This window comes from Glycomyces endophyticus, from assembly GCF_039531525.1.
In the GTDB taxonomy this organism is placed as follows: domain Bacteria; phylum Actinomycetota; class Actinomycetes; order Mycobacteriales; family Micromonosporaceae; genus Glycomyces; species Glycomyces endophyticus.
On sequence record NZ_BAAAQF010000010.1, the window covers coordinates 130,715 to 147,992 of the forward strand.

General features: G+C 72.9%; 16 protein-coding genes and 1 pseudogene. 10 read left to right on the forward strand and 7 right to left on the reverse strand.

Features of this window, described 5'->3' with window-relative positions:
- Positions 1–14: 14 nt before the first annotated feature.
- A pseudogene (locus ABD419_RS14385) lies at positions 15–1,301 on the forward strand (MFS transporter); the annotation flags it as partial.
- A gap of 126 nt (positions 1,302–1,427) precedes the next feature.
- On the opposite strand, the gene ABD419_RS14390 reads toward ABD419_RS14385, so the two are convergent.
- Positions 1,428–2,372: an anti-sigma factor RsbA family regulatory protein gene (locus ABD419_RS14390; RefSeq protein WP_344488030.1), complete on the reverse strand. Its 945-nt coding sequence runs from the start codon at positions 2,370–2,372 to the stop codon at positions 1,428–1,430.
- 351 nt (positions 2,373–2,723) lie between these two features.
- Here ABD419_RS14390 and ABD419_RS14395 point away from each other — a divergent pair, with 351 nt between their 5' ends.
- Positions 2,724–3,521 carry a SigB/SigF/SigG family RNA polymerase sigma factor gene (locus ABD419_RS14395; RefSeq protein ID WP_344487524.1) on the forward strand — a complete coding sequence of 266 codons (798 nt, stop codon included), beginning with the start codon at positions 2,724–2,726 and terminating at the stop codon, positions 3,519–3,521.
- Positions 3,522–3,526: 5 nt separating this feature from the next.
- Here the strand turns inward: ABD419_RS14395 and ABD419_RS14400 are convergent, their stop codons facing one another.
- The 3 genes from ABD419_RS14400 to ABD419_RS14410 all read right to left on the reverse strand — a co-directional run bounded on the left by ABD419_RS14400 (position 3,527) and on the right by ABD419_RS14410 (position 5,103).
- Positions 3,527–4,492: an anti-sigma factor RsbA family regulatory protein gene (locus tag ABD419_RS14400; protein WP_344487526.1), complete on the reverse strand. Its 966-nt coding sequence runs from the start codon at positions 4,490–4,492 to the stop codon at positions 3,527–3,529.
- Complete coding sequence (locus tag ABD419_RS14405; RefSeq protein WP_344487528.1) at positions 4,489–4,830, reverse strand: STAS domain-containing protein; 342 nt, start codon at positions 4,828–4,830, stop codon at positions 4,489–4,491. The genes ABD419_RS14400 and ABD419_RS14405 overlap by 4 nt, the downstream gene beginning before the upstream one ends.
- A 123-nt stretch (positions 4,831–4,953) precedes the next feature.
- Positions 4,954–5,103 carry a hypothetical protein gene (locus ABD419_RS14410; RefSeq protein WP_344487530.1) on the reverse strand — a complete coding sequence of 50 codons (150 nt, stop codon included), beginning with the start codon at positions 5,101–5,103 and terminating at the stop codon, positions 4,954–4,956.
- 149 nt (positions 5,104–5,252) lie between these two features.
- Between ABD419_RS14410 and ABD419_RS14415 the strand changes: the two genes are divergently transcribed.
- Positions 5,253–6,080, forward strand: a complete 828-nt coding sequence (locus ABD419_RS14415) for an alpha/beta fold hydrolase (protein WP_344487532.1) — start codon at positions 5,253–5,255, stop codon at positions 6,078–6,080.
- Positions 6,081–6,099: 19 nt separating this feature from the next.
- Here ABD419_RS14415 and ABD419_RS14420 read toward each other — a convergent pair whose 3' ends face one another.
- Positions 6,100–6,846 (reverse strand): TetR/AcrR family transcriptional regulator, encoded by a 747-nt coding sequence (locus ABD419_RS14420; RefSeq protein ID WP_344487534.1) that lies wholly within the window; start codon positions 6,844–6,846, stop codon positions 6,100–6,102.
- A 121-nt stretch (positions 6,847–6,967) separates the two neighbouring features.
- Here ABD419_RS14420 and ABD419_RS14425 point away from each other — a divergent pair, with 121 nt between their 5' ends.
- The 5 genes from ABD419_RS14425 (at position 6,968) to ABD419_RS14445 (ending at position 13,192) form a co-directional block, all read left to right on the forward strand.
- Positions 6,968–8,200 (forward strand): DUF418 domain-containing protein, encoded by a 1,233-nt coding sequence (locus ABD419_RS14425; RefSeq protein ID WP_344487536.1) that lies wholly within the window; start codon positions 6,968–6,970, stop codon positions 8,198–8,200.
- 143 nt (positions 8,201–8,343) lie between these two features.
- Complete coding sequence (locus tag ABD419_RS14430) at positions 8,344–9,744, forward strand: erythromycin esterase family protein (RefSeq protein WP_344487538.1); 1,401 nt, start codon at positions 8,344–8,346, stop codon at positions 9,742–9,744.
- A gap of 507 nt (positions 9,745–10,251) precedes the next feature.
- The gene (locus ABD419_RS14435) at positions 10,252–11,088 is read left to right on the forward strand and encodes a CPBP family glutamic-type intramembrane protease (RefSeq protein ID WP_344487540.1); all 837 of its coding nucleotides are present in this window, start codon (positions 10,252–10,254) and stop codon (positions 11,086–11,088) included.
- Positions 11,085–12,539 carry a sensor histidine kinase gene (locus ABD419_RS14440; protein WP_344487542.1) on the forward strand — a complete coding sequence of 485 codons (1,455 nt, stop codon included), beginning with the start codon at positions 11,085–11,087 and terminating at the stop codon, positions 12,537–12,539. Before ABD419_RS14435 ends, ABD419_RS14440 begins: the two co-directional genes overlap by 4 nt.
- On the forward strand, positions 12,536–13,192 hold the full coding sequence (locus ABD419_RS14445) for a response regulator (protein ID WP_344487544.1): 657 nt from the start codon (positions 12,536–12,538) through the stop codon (positions 13,190–13,192). Before ABD419_RS14440 ends, ABD419_RS14445 begins: the two co-directional genes overlap by 4 nt.
- Here ABD419_RS14445 and ABD419_RS14450 read toward each other — a convergent pair.
- On the reverse strand, positions 13,185–13,886 hold the full coding sequence (locus ABD419_RS14450) for a MerR family transcriptional regulator (RefSeq protein ID WP_344487546.1): 702 nt from the start codon (positions 13,884–13,886) through the stop codon (positions 13,185–13,187). The genes ABD419_RS14445 and ABD419_RS14450 overlap by 8 nt on opposite strands.
- A gap of 59 nt (positions 13,887–13,945) precedes the next feature.
- On the opposite strand from ABD419_RS14450, the gene ABD419_RS14455 reads away from it, so the two are divergent.
- On the forward strand, positions 13,946–14,581 hold the full coding sequence (locus ABD419_RS14455; protein WP_344487548.1) for a hypothetical protein: 636 nt from the start codon (positions 13,946–13,948) through the stop codon (positions 14,579–14,581).
- Between the two features lie 5 nt (positions 14,582–14,586).
- On the opposite strand, the gene ABD419_RS14460 is transcribed toward ABD419_RS14455, so the two are convergent.
- Entirely contained in the window at positions 14,587–15,111 is a 525-nt protein-coding gene (locus ABD419_RS14460) for an NUDIX domain-containing protein (RefSeq protein WP_344487550.1), read from the reverse strand.
- 160 nt (positions 15,112–15,271) lie between these two features.
- On the opposite strand from ABD419_RS14460, the gene ABD419_RS14465 reads away from it, so the two are divergent.
- Complete coding sequence (locus tag ABD419_RS14465; RefSeq protein WP_344487552.1) at positions 15,272–17,236, forward strand: ABC1 kinase family protein; 1,965 nt, start codon at positions 15,272–15,274, stop codon at positions 17,234–17,236.
- The last annotated feature ends 42 nt before the right edge of the window (positions 17,237–17,278 follow it).

Genomic DNA, 17,278 nt, shown 5'->3' on the forward strand with positions numbered 1-17,278 from the left:
AAAGGAGATCCCCCATGGCCCAGACGGCCACCGCCCCGATACGGAGCCCCCTCGGCTCGAAGGACCGCGTCAAGACCGCCATCGCGGCGGCCGCGGGCACGAGCGTCGAGAACTACGACTTCATCGCCTACGGCACGGCCGCGGCACTGTACTTCGGCCCCGTCTTCTTCCCCTCGGAAGACCCGCTCACCAGCACGCTCCTGGCGTTCGCCACGCTCGCCGTCGGGTTCGTCATGCGCCCGCTCGGCGGCGCGGTCGGCGGCTACCTCGGCGACCGGTTCGGCCGCAAGCCGGTCCTCGTCGCGGCCATGATCGTGATGGGCGCGGCGACCTTCGCGATAGGCCTCATGCCGACGTACGCGCAGATCGGCATCGCCGCGCCGATCATCCTCACCGTCGTGCGCATGGTCCAGGGCCTCGCGTTCGGCGCCGAGTGGGGCGGCGCCATCACGATGGCGTACGAGCACGCGCCGTGGCACCGCCGCGGCATGTTCGCCGCGATCCCCCAGTCGGGCAACCCGCTCGGCATCGCGCTCGCCAGCGGCATGTTCGCGTGGAGCTCGACCCTCGAAGGCGATTGGCAGTGGCGCACGCCGTTCCTGTTCAGCGCCGTGCTCGTCATCGTCGCGCTCATCGTGCGCTCGCGGCTGTCCGAGTCGCCGGAGTTCCAGGAGGCGCAGGCCGCCGGGAAGACCGAGAAGAACCCGTTCCTCGCGACCTGGCGGCACGACTGGCGCGGCATCCTCCGCGTCATCGCCCTGCGCGTGGTCGAGTCCTTCGCGTACTACTCGACGGCGACGTACCTGCTCAACTACATCTCCGAGCGCGAGCCCGAGCTGCGCCCGGTCGCGCTCGGCGCGATCACCGCGGCGAGCATCACCGCGATCGCCGTGACGTTCCTGGCCGGGACCCTCACCGACCGGATCGGCAGGCGGCCCATCTACATCGGCGGGTGCATCGCGGCGGCGCTGTTCGCGTTCCCGATGTACCTCCTGACGAACGACGGCGAGCCGGCGCTCGTGGTCGCGGTGTTCGTCATCGGCATCGGCCTCATCCACGCGTCGCTGACCGGCACGCAGGGCGCGCTGCTGACCGAGCAGTTCCGCACCGCCACCCGCACCTCGGGCGCCTCGCTCGGCTACCAGATCGCGGCCGCCCTCGGCGGCTTCGCGCCGCTGCTCGCGGCCGCGCTGGTCGGGCGGTTCGGCTGGCCCGGCGCGTCGATGCTGTATCTCGCCGCCGCGCTGGTCGGCCTGGTCGGCATCCTGCTCACCAAGGAGACGTGGGACCGCGAGGAGCGCGCCCGCGTGAACGCGCTCGTGGCGGACGCCCGCCGCGCGTTAGGCGCAGCGAGCGCAGGGGCGGAGCCGGGCCGGCTCCGCCCCTGCATTCGTCCTCGAATCGTTCAGGCCGCCGCTGGTCGCGTCCTAATCGGACAGTCGCAGATAGAGGCGCATCGTGGTGCCCTCGGGGCCGGTGTGCGTGCGGAGCAGGTCCACGACGTGGTTGACGAGCAGCAGCCCGCCGCCCTGCGAGTACTCGTCGACCGGGCGGCGGCCCACGAGCGGGTCGGTGATGCGCCCGGCGTCGCTGACCTCGCACACGAGGTGGTCGTCCTCGGTCCAGATCCGGAGCACGCCGGTGCCGCCGCCGTACATGACGCTGTTGGTGACCAGCTCGGTCACGGCGATCTCCAGGTCGATGAGCCGCAGCGCCGAAAGCCCCGCGTTGCGGCCGTAGGAGGCGGTGAACCAGCGGGCGTTGTCGACCGACTCGCGGTCGACGCCGCGCGCCACGGCGTGGCGCGGCGGGGCCGGGAGCGGGCGGTTGTAGCGGTCGAGGACCCGCTGCGGGTCGTACGCGCCGCTGGCGCGGGTCCCCTTGGCGTCCATGAGGACCGGGTGCGTGGCGAGGGAGTCGGCGAGCGCGCGCTCGTCGAGGGTGTCGAGGCCGTAGGGGCACAGGATGGCGGCGTCGCGGCCGGCGAAGGCGAGGTTGATGAGCGCTTCGTGCTGGGCGCAGGCGGGGTACTCGGCCTCGCTGCGGGAGGCCCAGATCGGCTCGCCGACGATGCTGACGCGGCGGCCGGGGTGGCGGTCGGCGAAGTCGCGGAGCACGCCGGGGATGATGCGGCCGGGGTTGGCGCCCTCCTCGGCCATGTCGAGCATGAGGACGTGCTCGCCGGTGGCGCCCAGGGCGTCGCGCAGGAGGGCGAGGTTGGGTCCGGGCACGGATACGGCGACGGGTTCGCCCGCGGCGAGGGCGGATTCGACGAAGGGCACGATGCCGGCGAGGTACTCGGCGGGACCCGAGTAGTACAACGCAGGGTGATGGAACGGTTCCTCAACCGCATGTTCCGCCACAGCCGTCATCCCCCACCTCCGCTACAGATTCCGGGAACAGTCGCACCACTTGTCAGGGACCCTACAACGACCATTGCAGGAGTCCGACAGCGCATTCGTCGACTCGCGTTCAATAGTGCCACAGAATGACTACTCTAAATCATTGCGGCCCTAGTCAAATGAGCCTGTGATGTGCATCACAAATAGGTTTATTAAATGAGTTACCGCCCGGTAGATGACATTGCCATCTGCGTTGCCTATGATGATGACAACGGCGTTCCGAGGACACCCCGGTCCTTCGGAACGATGGAGCAAATAGACGGACAGGCAACATGGCGTCTGCGCCCCGGCCCCACAGAGAAACGGGAGGACGACGATCTCATGACGAACACACGACAGGAACAGCGGAAGAAGTCCGACGACTACGGACACCTCGAGCCCCTCTTCGAGGAGCTCGCCCGCCTCGAGCCTGAGGACCCCCGGCGGTCCGAGGTCAGGGACGAGCTGGTCACCGGCTACCTCCCCCTGGCCGAGCACATCGCCCGCCGCTACTCGGGCAAGGGCATCGCCAAGGACGACCTGGTGCAGGTCGCCTCGGTCGGGCTCATCCACGCGGTCGACCGCTTCGACCCCGCGAAGGGCTCGGACTTCCTCTCCTTCGCCGTCCCCACGGTGATGGGCGAGGTCCGCCGCCACTTCCGCGACACCACCTGGCCGATGCGCGTTCCGCGCCGGCTTCAGGAGCTGCGCCTCTCCCTCAACAACGCCGGCGCCGAGCTCTCCCAGACCCTCGGCCGCCCCCCGACGGAGGCCGAGCTCGCGGAGCACCTCGGCGTCACCGAGCGCGAGGTCCTGGAGGGCATGGAGGCGCGCCAGGCGTACCGCCCCGTCTCGCTCGACGAGTCCCCCTTCGAGAGCGACGGCCGACTCCCCCTGGCCGAGACGATGGGCGACGAGGACGCGTCGCTGGAGTTCGTGGAGAACCACGAGTCCCTCGCGCCGCTCATCCAGGAGCTGCCCGAGCGCGAGCGCAAGATCCTGGCGCTGCGGTACTTCGGCGACATGACCCAGACGCAGATCGCCGAGGAGATCGGCATCTCGCAGATGCACGTATCGCGGCTGCTGAGCCGCACGCTGAACGAGCTCCGGGAGGAGCTCGCCGACACGATGAGCGGTTGAGCGCCTTATGCGGCGGGAAGCCGCAGGTAGAACCGAACAGTGGTCCCGCGAGGGCTGGTGTGTACGAGGAGCAGGTCGACGATCTGGTTCACGAGCACCAGCCCTCGGCCGTGGAACTGGGAGTCGTCGGTCGGCATCCGACCCGCCAGCGGGTCGGTGATGTGCCCGGCGTCGCTCACCTCGCAGACCAGCTGCGAGTCCTCGGCCCAGATCCGGAACAGGCCCTCTCCCCCGCCGTGGCTGATGGAGTTGGTGAGCAGTTCGGTGATGACGATCTCGAGGTCGATGAGCTGCATGCTCGACATGCCCGCGGCGCGCCCGTAGGACGTCGCGAACCAGCGCGCGTTGTCGAGGGTGTGCCGGTCGGCGCTGCGCTCGACGGCCCGCTTCGGGGCGGCGTCGAGGGGCCGGTTGTAGGCGTCGAGGATGCGGTCGGGGTCGAACTGCTCGCTCAGGTGGCGGCCGGTGCTGTCGATGAGCAGCGGGTGCGTGGCGCGCGCGTCGGCGATGGTCTGCTCGCTCAGCCCCTCGGTGTCGTAGGGGCACAGCTTGGTGACCGGGCGACCGGAGAAGGCGAGGTTGAGCAGGGCCTCGTGCTGGACGCAGGCGGGATACTCGATCTCGCTGCGGCCGGGCCAGATCGGCTCGCCGATGATGCGGACGCGGTGGCCTTCGCCCTTGTGCGCGTCGATGAACGACTTCAGCACGCCCGGGATGATGCGGCCCGGGTTCGCGCCCGCGTCGCTCATGTCGACGAGCATGACCCGCTCGGCGTCGGACCCGAGCGCGTCGCGCAGGGCGTCGAGGTTGTGCCTCGGGACCGCGGCGGCGACCGGCTCGTCTGCGTCGAGCGCGGCCTCGATGAACGGCACGGTGCCGGCGAGGTACTCGTCGGGGCCGGAGTAGAACAGCGCCGGGTGCTCGAACCCGTCCTGCACGCCCGGCTCCCCTTGAGCGGTCCCGGTGTTCATCGTTCACCTTCGATCGCGATCGCGGCCCCGGCCTCCGGCCACAGGACCTTCATGACGCGTTGCAGTCCCGGAGGCGCGTCGTGCACGACGATGCGCTTCCCTTCGCCCAGGGTGTCAGCGATGTTCACGAGCAAGGTGACTCCTCGAACGTCGATGAATCTGAGCTCGGCGAGATGGAGATGGGCCGCGGCCGTCCGGGCGGTCGCCCGCCGCAGCGCCTGTTCCCATTCGTCATGGCCGTTCAAATCTATCTCACCGGAGACGACGAGGCCGTCCCGATGGCATTCACATTCCTCGATCCGCAAGGGCCAGATGCCGATCGTGGGATCTGCCGTCACGACTCCTCCCAAAGGTCTCTACTGCTCCAGCCGACGACGCTGAGGAATGCTATCACCGGGCGGCGCGCCTCCGTTCGGAGTCGCGGTGCAGTTCAACGGTCGAGAGGCCCTTGGGGAGCGGGGTCAGTCCTTGTGAAGGCGGCGGCGCTCCTGAGCGGCGTCGAGCTTGCGCTCCGAGCGCTTCTCCGCATGGTGCTCGATCGCGTATTCGAGCAGCGCCCGGGCCACTGCCAGTCCGACCGTCCACGCGACGGTCCTGATGATCACCATCATGTCGAATCTCCTCCGGTCCCCGCATTCGCTCGATATCCACTCAGAGCGTTCCCGAGGCCGCAAACCGCCAAACTCCCGCCGGCGGACCCGGTGGCCCGGCGGGCGGCGGTACCCTCGCTCTGGCACTGCGACGTCCGGACAGGGGTGCGATGCGCGACTGGAATCTGAGGCGCCTGCGTGAGCGGTACAAGCTCGCCACCGCCGCCCCGCGGCCCGACGGCGTCTTCGAGAGCCGCTGGACCACCGTGGACGGCGTGCGGCTCCACTGCCGGGCGACCCGGGAGGACCCGGCGGGGCGGACGCCGGTGCTCCTGGTGCACGGCCTGACCGTCTCGCACCGGTACCTCATGCCGCTGGCGGCGCGGCTCGCCGAGCGGCACCCGGTGCGGGCGCTGGACATGCCGGGCTTCGGCCTCAGCGGCGACCCGGCGGCGACGCCCGACGTCGCGGCGCTCGCCGGCTGGATCGCCTCCTGGATCAAGGCCGTGGACGAGGGCCCGGTGGCCGTCCTCGGCAACTCCTTCGGCGCGCAGGTGGCGACCGCGCTCGCCGCCGGGCACCCGGACCTGGTGCGATGCCTGATCCTGGTGGGGCCCACCATGGACCCGTCCGCGCCCACGAAGCTGCGGCAGACCTGGCGGTGGGTCCGCGGGCTCCCCCACGAGGACCCGGGGCAGTTCCCGGTGCTCCTCCGCGACCTCGCCGACGCCGGGCTCAAGCGGGCGTGGCGGACCTTCGGCATCGCGCTCGACGACCGCATCGAGCGGCGCCTCCCCGACGTGCGGGCGCCCGTCCTCATCGCCCGCGGCGCGAAGGAGACGGTGGCCCCGCAGTCGTGGGTGCGGCAGCTCGACCGGGTCCTCCCCCGTGCCGAGACCGCCGTCGTCCCGGGCGCCCCGCACGACGCGAACTACACCAGCCCGGACGAGCTCGCCGCGCTCGTGTTCCCGTTCCTGGAGGCCGAACTGGGGGAATGAGCGCCTCGCGCGGGGCCGCTCACCCGTGCCGGGCCACGGCGGCCGCGACGCCGTCGAGGAGCAGTTCCAGGCCATGGTGGAAGTCGTTCTCTCCGGTGTCCTCGCCCGTGTCCTCCAGCAGGCCGCCGGTGAAGAGCGCGGCGGCGTCGGGGAAGCGCTCGGGGTCGACGAGGCGGGCCATGGCGCGGCCGTACTCGCGCTCGGCGGCGGCCTGGTCCATGCCGGTGCCCTCGCGGCCGGCGGCGAGCGACTGCGCGAGGAGCGAGGCGCTGGTGACGTAGCCGCCGACGATCATGAGCACGCCGACCTTGGCGCCCCAGTCGAGGCTCGTGAGCCGCATCGCGCGCAGCCCGGCGTCGAACCAGTCGATCCCGTTGGGGCCGTTGGGCGGGCCCGAGGGCTGGACCTGCGCGAGCCACGGGTGCAGTGCGAGGACGCCCCGCTGCTCGGTCGCCCACAGCCGCAGGCGCTCGCGCCACGGGCCGGTGCCGGCGAGCGAGTCGGGGACGGGCCCGTTCGCGGCGTCCCGCATGAGGTCGAGCAGCTCGTCCTTGGACCCGACGTGCCGGTAGAGGGACATCTTGGTGACCCCGAGGGACTCGGCGACGCGCGGGAGGGTGGCGGCGGCGAGGCCCTCGCGGTCGGCCAGGGCGACCGCGGCGTCGACGACGGTCCCGACGTCGAGCCTGGCGGGGCGGCCGAGCTTCGATTCGAGTGGGATGCGCCATAGTCGTGCCAGTTCGAGCGGCACGCGGTCCTGGTCCATCGCTTGGCCGTCCTCCGTTCCGTCCTCGCGGGAATGCGGGGCCATCATCGCACACCCTGTTAGTGTCTCTCGTATAGTATCCTTCAGACACTATCTTGATCCGCCGAAACGAAGGAACGACATGACCACCCCAGTCGCCACCGCGCCGCCCGCCCGGTCCGGGACCACCCGCGGCCCCGTCCGCGCCGGCGAGCGCGCCCTCGCCCCCGACCTGGCCCGCGGCGCGATGCTCCTGCTCATCGCCCTCGCCAACAGCGCCGGGTACTTCCTCGCCAGCGCCCCCGGCGTCGCCGTGGACCCTCAAGGCGCCGAGCGCGTCTACAACTTCCTCATGGTCGAGCTCGTGCACGCCCGCGCGTTTCCCCTGTTCGCACTGCTGTTCGGGTACGGCCTGGTGCAGCTTTCGCGCCGCCAGGAGCAGTCCGGGGCCTCGCCCCGGCAGGTGCGCTCCGTGCTGCTGCGCCGCGGCCTCGCGCTGTTCGCCTTCGGCGCCGTCCACGGCGTCCTGCTGTACTCGGGCGACTTCCTCGGCGCGTACGGCATCATCTGCGTCCTCTTCACCCTGCTGCTGCTCCAGCGCTCGGAGAAGGTCCACCGGTTCGCGCCCTGGTATCTCGCCGTCGGCGGCGCCTACCTCGTGGTCGTCGCGGTGTTGGCCGCGACCGGCCTGGCCGGCGGCGGCAGCGGCGCGGCCGTCCCGGTGTCGCCCTTCCCGTCCGCGGAGGCGGGCACCTACGTGGAGTCCCTCGCCGAGCGGGCGGCCGAGTGGCCGGTGCACACGCTGACGGTGGTGCCGATGATCCTCATGGTGTGGGTCGGCGCGTGGGCCGCGCGGCACCGCGTCCTCGAAGCGCCGCAGGAGCACCTGCGGCTGCTGCGCACCACCGCGATCGGCGGCTTCGCCGTCGCGATCGCCGGCGGCCTGCCGATGGCGCTGCTGACCGCCGGGGCGATCAGCGTCGACGCCGGCACGGCGGGGTCGGTGCGGATGCTGTACGAGACGTCCGGGTTCTTCGGCGGCCTCGCCTACGGCGCGCTGTTCGGGCTGATCGCGCACGCGTGCAGCCGCAGGGACTCGACCGGGCCGGTGCTCACGGCGATCGCGGCCCTCGGCCAGCGCTCGCTGACGGGGTACCTGTTCCAGTCGGTGGCGTGGCTGGCGCTGGCGGCGCCGTTCGCGCTGGCGCTGCCCGAGCGCTCGGGCAGTCCGCTGCTGGTGTCGGGGCTGTGCGCGGTCCTGGTCTGGGTGCTCACGGTGGTGGCCGCCGACGTCATGCGGCGCTTGCGGTACCGCGGCCCGGCGGAGATGCTGCTGCGGCGCCTCGTGTACTTCCGCAAGGCGGGCGAGCGCTGAGGCCGGCAGGGCCCGCCGGGCGACCGGCGGGCCTTTTCCTTACTTTCGTCAGGTCGACTTCGGTCGTTCGACAGATGCGGCCCCAGTCATCGCGCCCGTAGCTTGGCCGTCGGAGACAGCACCACCAGGCAACGGAGGCCATCATGAACACCACCCGCACTTGGATTCGCGACCACGCACGTCCGCTGGAGGACCTCGGGCCGGTCGTGGCGGCCGCGAAGGCGGCGACGGTCGTGGGGATCGGGGAGAACACCCGGGAGTCGGCCGAGATCGACCACCACCGCGTCGCGCTCGTGAAGGCGCTCGTGGCGGAGGCGGGGTACCGGGTCGTCGTGATCCCCGACAGCGCGAACGTCGCCTCGCGCATGGACGAGTACGCCCTCGGCAAGCGCGATGACCTGCGCGAGATCGTCCTCTCCGGATGGCTGCCGAACCGCACGGAGGCCGCGGCCGACCTGCTCTCGTGGCTGCGGGGCTTCAACCGGCGGCACGCGGACGATCCGGTGCGCATCATCGGCAACGGCCCCTGGCAGACCGAGCCCGGGGACTACGACCTGGTCCTCGCGGCGGCCGAGGGGATCGATCCGGCAGCGGCCGCGGCGATCCGCGAGCGCTACGACGTCGTGCGCACGGCGCACGACGTCAACGAGCACATCCAGATCCACCAGGGGACCCATCCGGGCCGCCCGTTCGCCGAGCTGGCGGGCGAGGCCCTGGACCTGGTCAGGGTCCTGGCCCCGGAACCGGGTGTGCTGGCCCTGGCCGAGCGCATCGTCGGCTTCCACGCGAACTCGGTCGCGGGGAAGCTCGACTTCGCGGAGCTCTCGAAGCGGATCGCGGGGCTGATCGTCGCCGCGCACGAGGAGTCGGGTCGGAAGGTCGTCTACTTCGACGGCTTCGCGCTCACCGGGGTCCTGTCCGAGATCGAGGTGGCGGTGAGCCCGGGGAGCCGGTTCGCGACTTCGGGGCAGCTGCTGCGGGAGCGTTTCGGCGAGGGGTACGTCTCGGTGCTCCTGGCCTTCGGGCACGGCACGATCAGGGACGGCCTGGAGATCCCGGAGCCTGGGGAAGGCAATGTGGAGCGGCTGCTGCTCGACAGTGGCGGGGCTGAAGGCGGGGCCGAGGCTGAGGCTGAGGCTGAGGCTGAAGTCAGGGTCGGTGCCGGGGCCGAGACCGAAGCCGGGGTCGGAGGCGGGGCCGGTGCCGAGGCCGGGTTCGCTGACGGTGCTGATGCCGGTTCCGGTTCCGGTGCCGGTGTCGGTGCGGGTGCGGGTGCCGGTCGCGGTGCCGAGGTCGCCGACCGGGCGGGCCGAGGCGAGCGCGCACCGGGTGGCGCCGGTGGCGGATTCCTGCTGCCGCTTGCCGACGGCGGGTGGCCGGGCGGTGCGACGCGCCTGCGGATCATCGCGGGGGTCTACGACCCGGCCGAGGACGACAAGCACTCGATCGACCTGCCGTCGCTGCCGCAGGCGGTCGACTTCCTGGGATTCGTCCCGGCGATCACCGAGACCCGGTCGCTGCGGGAGGAGGCCGTGGCCGGGTAGAGCGACGAGCGGTCGCTCCGGCGCCTGCCCCGGCGTTCGCGGTCGCCGAACCCCGGGCGTTGCGGGAAGTGGCCGTGGCCGGGTAGAGCGACGAGCGGTCGCTCCGGCGCCTGCCCCGGCGTTCGCGGTCGCCGAACCCCGGGCGTTGCGGGAAGTGGCCGTGGCCGGGTAGAGCGACGAGCGGTCGCTCCGGCGCCTGCCCCGGCGTTCGCGGTCGCCGAACCCCGGGCGTTGCGGGAAGTGGCCGTGGCCGAGTAGAGCGACGAGCGGTCGTTCCTGCGCCCGCCCGGCCCTTCGTGGTCGCCGAACCCCGGGCGGGCGGAAGGCGGGCCCGGCGGGCGGAACGCGGGCCCGGCGGGCGGTGCGGGAGGGTGGGCAGGGGAAGGCTTGTCCCCCATGCGAGCCACACGCAGGTGTCCACTCCACAGGGATGTCCGCGGGCGCCGCGATCCGTAGCGTTCCTATCAGCCGCAGCGCCCCCGCCGCGGCACCTGAGAAGGAGTGCTCATGAGACTCGTATGGCAACTGCTCACAGTCGCCCTGGTCGCCTTCCTCGGCAGCCAGGCGCTCAACGCCGTCAAGGGCAGGCCCTGGCTCACGCTGGCGATCGGCCTCGCCACCGCCGTGCTCGCGGTGGTCGCCTACCGCTGGGTCGTCGGCAGGACCGAGCGCCGGCCGGTGGCCGAGCTCGGCCGTGCGGGCGCGGTCGGACGGACCTCGCTGGGGACGCTGCTTGGCGTCGTCATGTTCGGGTTCGTCATCGCCAACATCGCCTTCCTCGGCCACTACACGGTCGACGGCCTCGGCTCCCCGGGCGGCGCGATCGGGCTGATCGGGTTCATGGCCGTCGCTGCCGTCACCGAGGAGCTGTTCTTCCGGGGCGTGCTGCTGCGGATCGTGGAGAGCCGCTTCGGCACCTGGATCGCCCTGGTGTTCACGAGCCTCCTCTTCGGACTCACCCACCTGGTCAACCCGAACGCGACCCTGTGGGGCGTGATCGCCATCGCGATCGAGGCCGGCGGGATGCTCGGCGCCGCCTACATCGCCACCCGCAACCTGTGGCTCCCCATCGGACTCCACTTCGGATGGAACACCGCCGCCTCCTCGCTGTTCAGCACCGAGGTCTCGGGCAACGGCACCCCGCAAGGGCTTCTCGACGCCGCGACCTCCGGCCCCGTCGCGGTCAGCGGCGGCGCCTTCGGCCCCGAGGGCAGCCTCTACGCGGTCGCCCTCGGCGCCTTGATGACCGCGGTCTTCCTGTGGATCGCGAAGCGGCGCGGCAACCTCGTGCCGCCTCGTCGCCGCGCCGACCGCGCGGACGCCGCCGCTACACTGCCCCGGTGATGGATCTCCGGCGGATTCCGGACCGGTGGCGGCGCCTCGACGTCACCGTCCGGGACCTCCCCCTCGGCCTGCTCCTCGCCGCCCTCTCGTTCCTCCCCGTGCTGCGCGGCCACGAGACCCAGGTCGGCGACCTCCCCGCGCGGCCGCTCGACGCCCTGGGCCTCGCCGTCCTGGCGCTCGAATGCCTCCCGCTGGCCCTCCGCAGGCGCGTCCCGGCCGCCTCGCTCGCACTGGTCTCGCTCGGCTTCATCCTGGCCTCGCTGGGGAGCTACCACACGGTCGCGGGCACGGCGCTCCCGATCGCGGTCCTCAGCGCCGGTGCGCACCTGGAGCGGTTCCGCCGCACGGCGATCGCGGTCCTCACACTCGCGTACGCGGGCCTCGCGCTGGCGCTCGTGCAGCTCGGCTCCACCGAGGGCGCCGACTCCTTCACCATGTTCTACCTCCTGCTCGCCGCCATCTGGGGCATCGGCGCCTGGCTGCGTTCAACCCGCGCCGCCGAGGCCGAACGCCGCCGCCACGTCGCGGCCGCCACCCGCGCCGCCGAACGCACGCGCATCGCCCGGGAGCTCCACGACGTCGTCACCCACCACGTGACCGCCATGGTCGTCCAGGCCGAGGCGGCCCGGTACCTCACCGCCGCACCGGAACGGCTCGACCGGGCGCTGGAGGCGATCGGCGACACCGGCCGCCTCGCCACCACCGACCTCCGGCACCTGCTCGACCTGCTGGACCCGGGCCACGGACCGGGGTCCTCACGTGTGCGCATAGAGGAGGGGCAGGAGGCGGGGTCCTCGCGCGTGCGCATTGAGGAGGGGCACGAGGCGGGGTCCTCGGGCGTCGCCGCCGGGACCGCGCGCGTCGGCGTCTCGTTCACAGGCGAGCCCGGCGACGGGCGGGCGTCACTCGTTCAGGACGCCGGCCTCCTGAACGCGGACGAGGAAGCCGAGCTCGGCGTCGAGCCGCGGGCGCCGCTCGTCGGACGGCTGCTCACCCTCGTCGAGCAGACGCGCCGGGCCGGACAGCCCGTCGAGTTCACCGAGGAGGGCGCGCCGGCCGAAGCGGCCGGGAGCGCCGACCTCGTCGCCTACCGAGTCGTCCAGGAGGGACTCACGAACGCGCTCAAGCACTCCCGAGGCACCGAGACCCGGGTCCTCGTGCGGCGCCGCGGGACCGAGATCAACGTGGAGGTCAGCTCCGCGGGCGCCGGGGACGGGGCCACGAAGGCCGCGGGTCGATCCAAGACCGGGTCCCCGAGCATGGACCGCTCCCCGACCGGGTCCGCGAGCACAGTGGACCGCTCACCGACCGCCGGCACCTCTGGCAGCGGCCGGGGGCTGGCCGGGCTCCGCGATCGCGTGGACCTCCTCGGCGGCGAGTTCGAGGCGGGTCCCGGGGCCGACGGGGGCTTCACCGTGCGGGCGCGCATCCCCGCCGGGAGGCCGTCGTGACCGGCCCGATCCGCGTCCTGGTCTGCGACGACCAGATGCTGGTCCGCACCGGCCTGGTGACCATCATCGACGCCCAGCCCGACCTCGAGGTGGCGGGCGAGTGCGGCGACGGGCAGGCCGCCGTGGACCTCGCCCGGCGGCTGCGGCCCGACGTGGTGCTCATGGACATCCGGATGCCGGTCCTCGACGGCATCGAGGCCACCCGGCGCCTCGCCGGGGCGACCGTGACCGACCCGGTCAAGGTCCTCGTGGTGACCACGTTCAACCTCGACGAGTACGTCTACGAGGCCCTGCGCGCCGGCGCCAGCGGGTTCCTCCTCAAGGACGCCCCTCCCGTGCAACTGCTGCAGGGCATCAGGACGGTCGCCACCGGCGCGGCACTCCTCGACCCGGAGGTCACACGCGCCCTGGTCGGCAGGTACGCCGCCCGCATCCGCCCGACCGAGGCCCCCGCGGGCCCGCCGCTGACCCCGCGCGAGCTGGAGGTGCTGCGCCTCATCGCCGACGGCCGCTCCAACGGCGAGATCGCGGCGGCGCTGGTGATCAGTCCCGAGACGGTGAAGACGTTCGTCTCGCGCATCCTCGCCAAGCTCGGCCTCCGCGACCGCGTGCAGGCGGTCGTCTACGCGTACCGGCACGGCCTGGTCACCTGACCGGGATCTCCAGGACGGTGACGCCCGCGCCGTCCTCGTCGACCAGGCGCTCTTCCAGTGTGGGCCCGGCGACGGCGAGCCGCTGGCGCCCCAGCCAGGCGAACAGCTCCCGGCCCGCCGGAACGAGCCCGGTCCCGGGCGGCACGACCGCCCGGACCACCCGCCGGGGAGGCAGGGTCAGCGCCTCGCCGCCGGTGCGGGTCGCGAACGCGGCCGCGAAGCCGCCGTCCGGGTCGCCGGTCAACCAGGTCAGCAGGGCCTCCGGGGCCTCGCCGCAGACGGCGGCCAGCTCGGAGGGGTGCCCGACCCGGATCCGGTGGACGCGCAGGCGCCGCTCCCCCACCAGGGCCTCCTGCGGCAGGATCGCGGCCGCCACCGCGAGGCGGTCCTCCGCGGCGGCCAGCGCGGCGGTCATGGTGGCGATGTCGCGCCGCAGGTGGTCCACAGTGGTGTCGAGGAGTTCGCGGAGGCGCGGTTCGGGGGCGTCGACGGCCTCTTCGATCTGCCGCAGCGACAGGCCGAGCCGCTGGAGTCCGCGGATGCGCTCGAGCCGGGTCAGCTCGGCCGCGCCGTACCAGCGGTAGCCGGTCGCACGGCTCACGGCCGCGGGCGGGAGCAGTCCGATGCGGTCGTAGTAGCGCAGGGTCCGCTCCGAGACCCCGGTCATGCGCGCCAGCCGGCCGATGCGCCACACGGTCGTCCACCTCCCGGGCTTGACCTTGCCTCTGCGTCAGGGTTCTAGCGTCGCAGCACATGAGCACTGAACGCAATGCCTCGCGCCCGCTTGGCGGGCTCCTCGTCGCCGCGATCGCCTTGATGGCCGCGAGCGCCGCGATCGTCGTCCCGGCCGGTCTGACACTGAATCCGGCCGACGCGGCCGCGACCCTGGAGGCGGTGCGGTCCAGGCCCGGGCTCCATCTGCTGGAGCTCGGGTTGGACGTCCTCGGCTGGCTGGCGCTCGCCGCCGCCGGGCTCGCCATGGCCGCCGGCGGCGTCAGGGAGCGGCCTGGCGTGGTGGTCCCGGCGGGGCTGCTGGCGCTCGCGGGGGCCGCGGGCCTGCTCCATGACGCGGGGAACCTCGCGGTGACCCAGTTGGCGGCCGATCCGAGCGCGGCGGACGCGGCGGCGGCGGTGCTGCTCACGGCGAAGTGGACGGTGAACCTGGCGGGGCTGCTCTGGACCGCGGCGACGGCGGCCTCGGCCGTCGGGATGCCGAAAGTGATGCGCCGCAGCGGGTTCGGGGCGGCCGCGTGCGGTCTGGCCGCGGTGGTGCTGCCGTGGACGACCGGCACGGCCGGTCCGGGTCCGGTCCTGGAGCAGCTCGGGTACGCGCTCCACCTGCCGGTGATGGCCTGGTGGGCGGCGGTTGCGTGGCGGCATCTGCGGTGAGTCCGCTACCAGCGGATGTGGATCGGGGTCTCGGGGGCGCCTTCGGCGAGGAGGCGGCGCAGGAGGTCGGGGAGGCCGCGGGGCAGGATGCGGTCGGGGGCGGCGTCCATGGCGTCGGGGTCGAGCCAGCGGTGGGTCGGGGACGGGAGGGCGATGGCGGCGGGGTCGGCGCGGAGCATGAAGAAGGTGTCGTCGGCGGCGACGAACGCGCCGGTGTCGATGCGCTGCTGGAGGCTGTAGCAGGTGGCGACGGGTGCGCCGAGGTCGCCGGGGGCGACGCTGAGGCCGAGTTCCTCGCCCAGTTCGCGGGCGGCGGCCGCGGCGGGGGTCTCGCCGGGTTCGAGGCCGCCGCCGGGGGTGTGGAGGTAGCGGTCGCCGACGTCGCGGATCTTCGCGTCGCGATGGAGCAGGAGGGCCCGGTCGCGGCGGTCGAGGACGAGGGCGCGGGCGGTGCGGCGGCGGATGGTGGTGCGGCCGGGGTCGTCCGGTTCGGGGCGGGCCGCGGGTCGCGGCGCTTCTGCGATGGTCATGGAACTCAGCGTAAACGCGGTGTCCGACATGGGGCTGTTCGAACTGCGCGTCCGTTTGGACCGGAGGCGGCGCGACGCGCGTCGGGGCACGGCCGGGATGGCCGCTGCGGCGTAGCCTGTGCTGTCGAGCACCGTCCCGTCCGCTGAGAGGCCGATCCGCATGACCGAGCTCTTCCTGTCGCTGTTCGGCATCGCCGTGAACACCGCGGCCGTCGCGTACGTGGCGACGCGCCTGCTGGACGTGCGCTACACCGTGTGGCGGCTGATCGTGGTGAGCGTGCTCGGCTACAGCGTGATGCAGTACGGGCTGCTGCCGGCGCTCATGGAGCCGTTCCGGACCCGCGAGCCCACGTCGGAGGAGATGCCGGGCGCGCTCGCGTTGTGGGCGTTGATCTTCGTGACGGCGCCGGTGTTCGCGATGATCATGCTGGTGGTGTGGGAGGCGGTGATCCCGACCGGGGCGGTGCCGCCGGCGCGGACCTGGTTCAAGGGGCTGCGCACGCGGGTGCGGCGGACCCGCCGGTACCTCCAGATCCTCGCGATCGCGGGGCGCCACGGCCTCACGGGGCTGCTGCGGGGACGGCGGCAGGCGGCGCAGGACGCGGAGATGGCGCGGGCGCTGCGGCTGGCACTGGACGACGCGGGCGTGACGTTCGTGAAGCTGGGGCAGATCCTGTCGACGCGGCGCGACCTCCTTCCGGCCGTGTACATCGCGGAGCTGGCGAAGCTCCAGGACCAGGCGGCGCCGGTGCCGGGGACGAGCGCGGTGCGGCTGGTAGAGGCGGCCGCGGGCGCGCCGGTGGACGAGGTGTTCGCGCGGTTCGATCCCGAGCCGGTGGCGGCCGCGTCGATCGCGCAGGTGCACACCGCGGTCCTGCACGGGGGCGAGGCCGTGGTGGTCAAGGTGCGCCGGCCGGGCGCGGCGCAGACCGTGGAGCGCGACCTCGACATCATCCGGCGCCTCGCGCGCAGTCTGGACCGGCACACCTCCTGGGGCCGTTCGATGGACGTCCTCGGGCTGGCCGACGGCTTCGCGGAGGCGCTGCGGGAGGAGGTCGACTTCACCGTGGAGGCGCGCAATCTCGCGCAGGTCGCGGCGGCGCACGACCGGCGCCGGGCGGAGGTGCGGGTGCCGCGGCCGTACGCGGACCTGTCGGACGAGCAGGTGCTCGTCATGGAGCGGCTGCCGGGAGTCCCGCTGGCGTCGGCGCGCCCGGAGGAGCGCGGGCTCGTGGGCCGGGAGCTGGCCGCCTCGCTGCTGCGGGAGATGTTCGACGAGATCATGGTCGACGGGATCTTCCACGCCGACCCGCACCCGGGGAACCTGATGCTCCTCGACGACGACCGGATCGGCCTCATCGACTACGGCTCGGTCGGGCGCCTGGACCGGGAGCTGCGCGCCTCGTTCGAGGCGATCCTCCAGGCCGTGGACCGCCAGGACGGGCCGGGCCTCGCCGACGCCCTCATCGGCGTCTCGACGCGCCCCGACGAGCTCGACCGGACCGGGTTCGAGCGGGCGCTCGGGTCGTTCATGGCCCGGCACCTGGTGCCGGGCGCGGCGCCGGGCATCCGCATGTTCACGGAGCTGTTCCGCATCATCGCGAGGCACCGCACCGTGATCCCGCCCGAGCTCGCGGCCGTGTTCCGCACGCTCGCCACCTTGGAGGGGTGCCTGACCGCGCTGGATCCGGGCTTCGACCTGATCGCCGAGGCTCGCGACATCGGCCAGCGCTACGCCGAGCGGCGGCTGCGCCCCGCGGCCGTGCAGGACCTCGTCATGGAGGAGGTGCACGACCTGCTCCCGGTGCTGCGCAAGCTCCCCCGGCGGATGGAGCGGCTGCTCGCCGCGGTGGAGTCGGGGCAGATGTCGGTGAACTTCCGGCTGTTCGCGAAGGCGGAGGACCGCCGGACGGTGACGGCCTGGCTGCACCAGACGCTGCTGACGGTGCTGGCGGCCGCGGCGGGCGTGATGTCGGTGATGCTGCTGGGCACCGACAGCGGGCCGGCGCTGACGGAGGCGTTCACGCTGTACCAGTTCTTCGGGCTGTCGCTGCTGCTGATCGCCTCGGTGATGGCGCTGCGGGTGCTGGCGGACATCTTCACGCGGCGGTCGCGGGAGGACTGAGGACGGCCGGCGGCCCCTCCCGGATGCGGGAGGGCCCGCCGG

Coding starts and splice junctions, on each gene's coding strand:
- ABD419_RS14390 (WP_344488030.1), bottom strand. CDS start 2,372: ATGACGGCTGTGGCGGAACATGCGGTTGAGGAACCGTTCCATCACCCT.
- ABD419_RS14395 (WP_344487524.1), top strand. CDS start 2,724: ATGACGAACACACGACAGGAACAGCGGAAGAAGTCCGACGACTACGGA.
- ABD419_RS14400 (WP_344487526.1), bottom strand. CDS start 4,492: ATGAACACCGGGACCGCTCAAGGGGAGCCGGGCGTGCAGGACGGGTTC.
- ABD419_RS14410 (WP_344487530.1), bottom strand. CDS start 5,103: ATGATGGTGATCATCAGGACCGTCGCGTGGACGGTCGGACTGGCAGTG.
- ABD419_RS14415 (WP_344487532.1), top strand. CDS start 5,253: ATGCGCGACTGGAATCTGAGGCGCCTGCGTGAGCGGTACAAGCTCGCC.
- ABD419_RS14420 (WP_344487534.1), bottom strand. CDS start 6,846: ATGGACCAGGACCGCGTGCCGCTCGAACTGGCACGACTATGGCGCATC.
- ABD419_RS14425 (WP_344487536.1), top strand. CDS start 6,968: ATGACCACCCCAGTCGCCACCGCGCCGCCCGCCCGGTCCGGGACCACC.
- ABD419_RS14430 (WP_344487538.1), top strand. CDS start 8,344: ATGAACACCACCCGCACTTGGATTCGCGACCACGCACGTCCGCTGGAG.
- ABD419_RS14435 (WP_344487540.1), top strand. CDS start 10,252: ATGAGACTCGTATGGCAACTGCTCACAGTCGCCCTGGTCGCCTTCCTC.
- ABD419_RS14455 (WP_344487548.1), top strand. CDS start 13,946: ATGAGCACTGAACGCAATGCCTCGCGCCCGCTTGGCGGGCTCCTCGTC.
- ABD419_RS14460 (WP_344487550.1), bottom strand. CDS start 15,111: ATGACCATCGCAGAAGCGCCGCGACCCGCGGCCCGCCCCGAACCGGAC.
- ABD419_RS14465 (WP_344487552.1), top strand. CDS start 15,272: ATGACCGAGCTCTTCCTGTCGCTGTTCGGCATCGCCGTGAACACCGCG.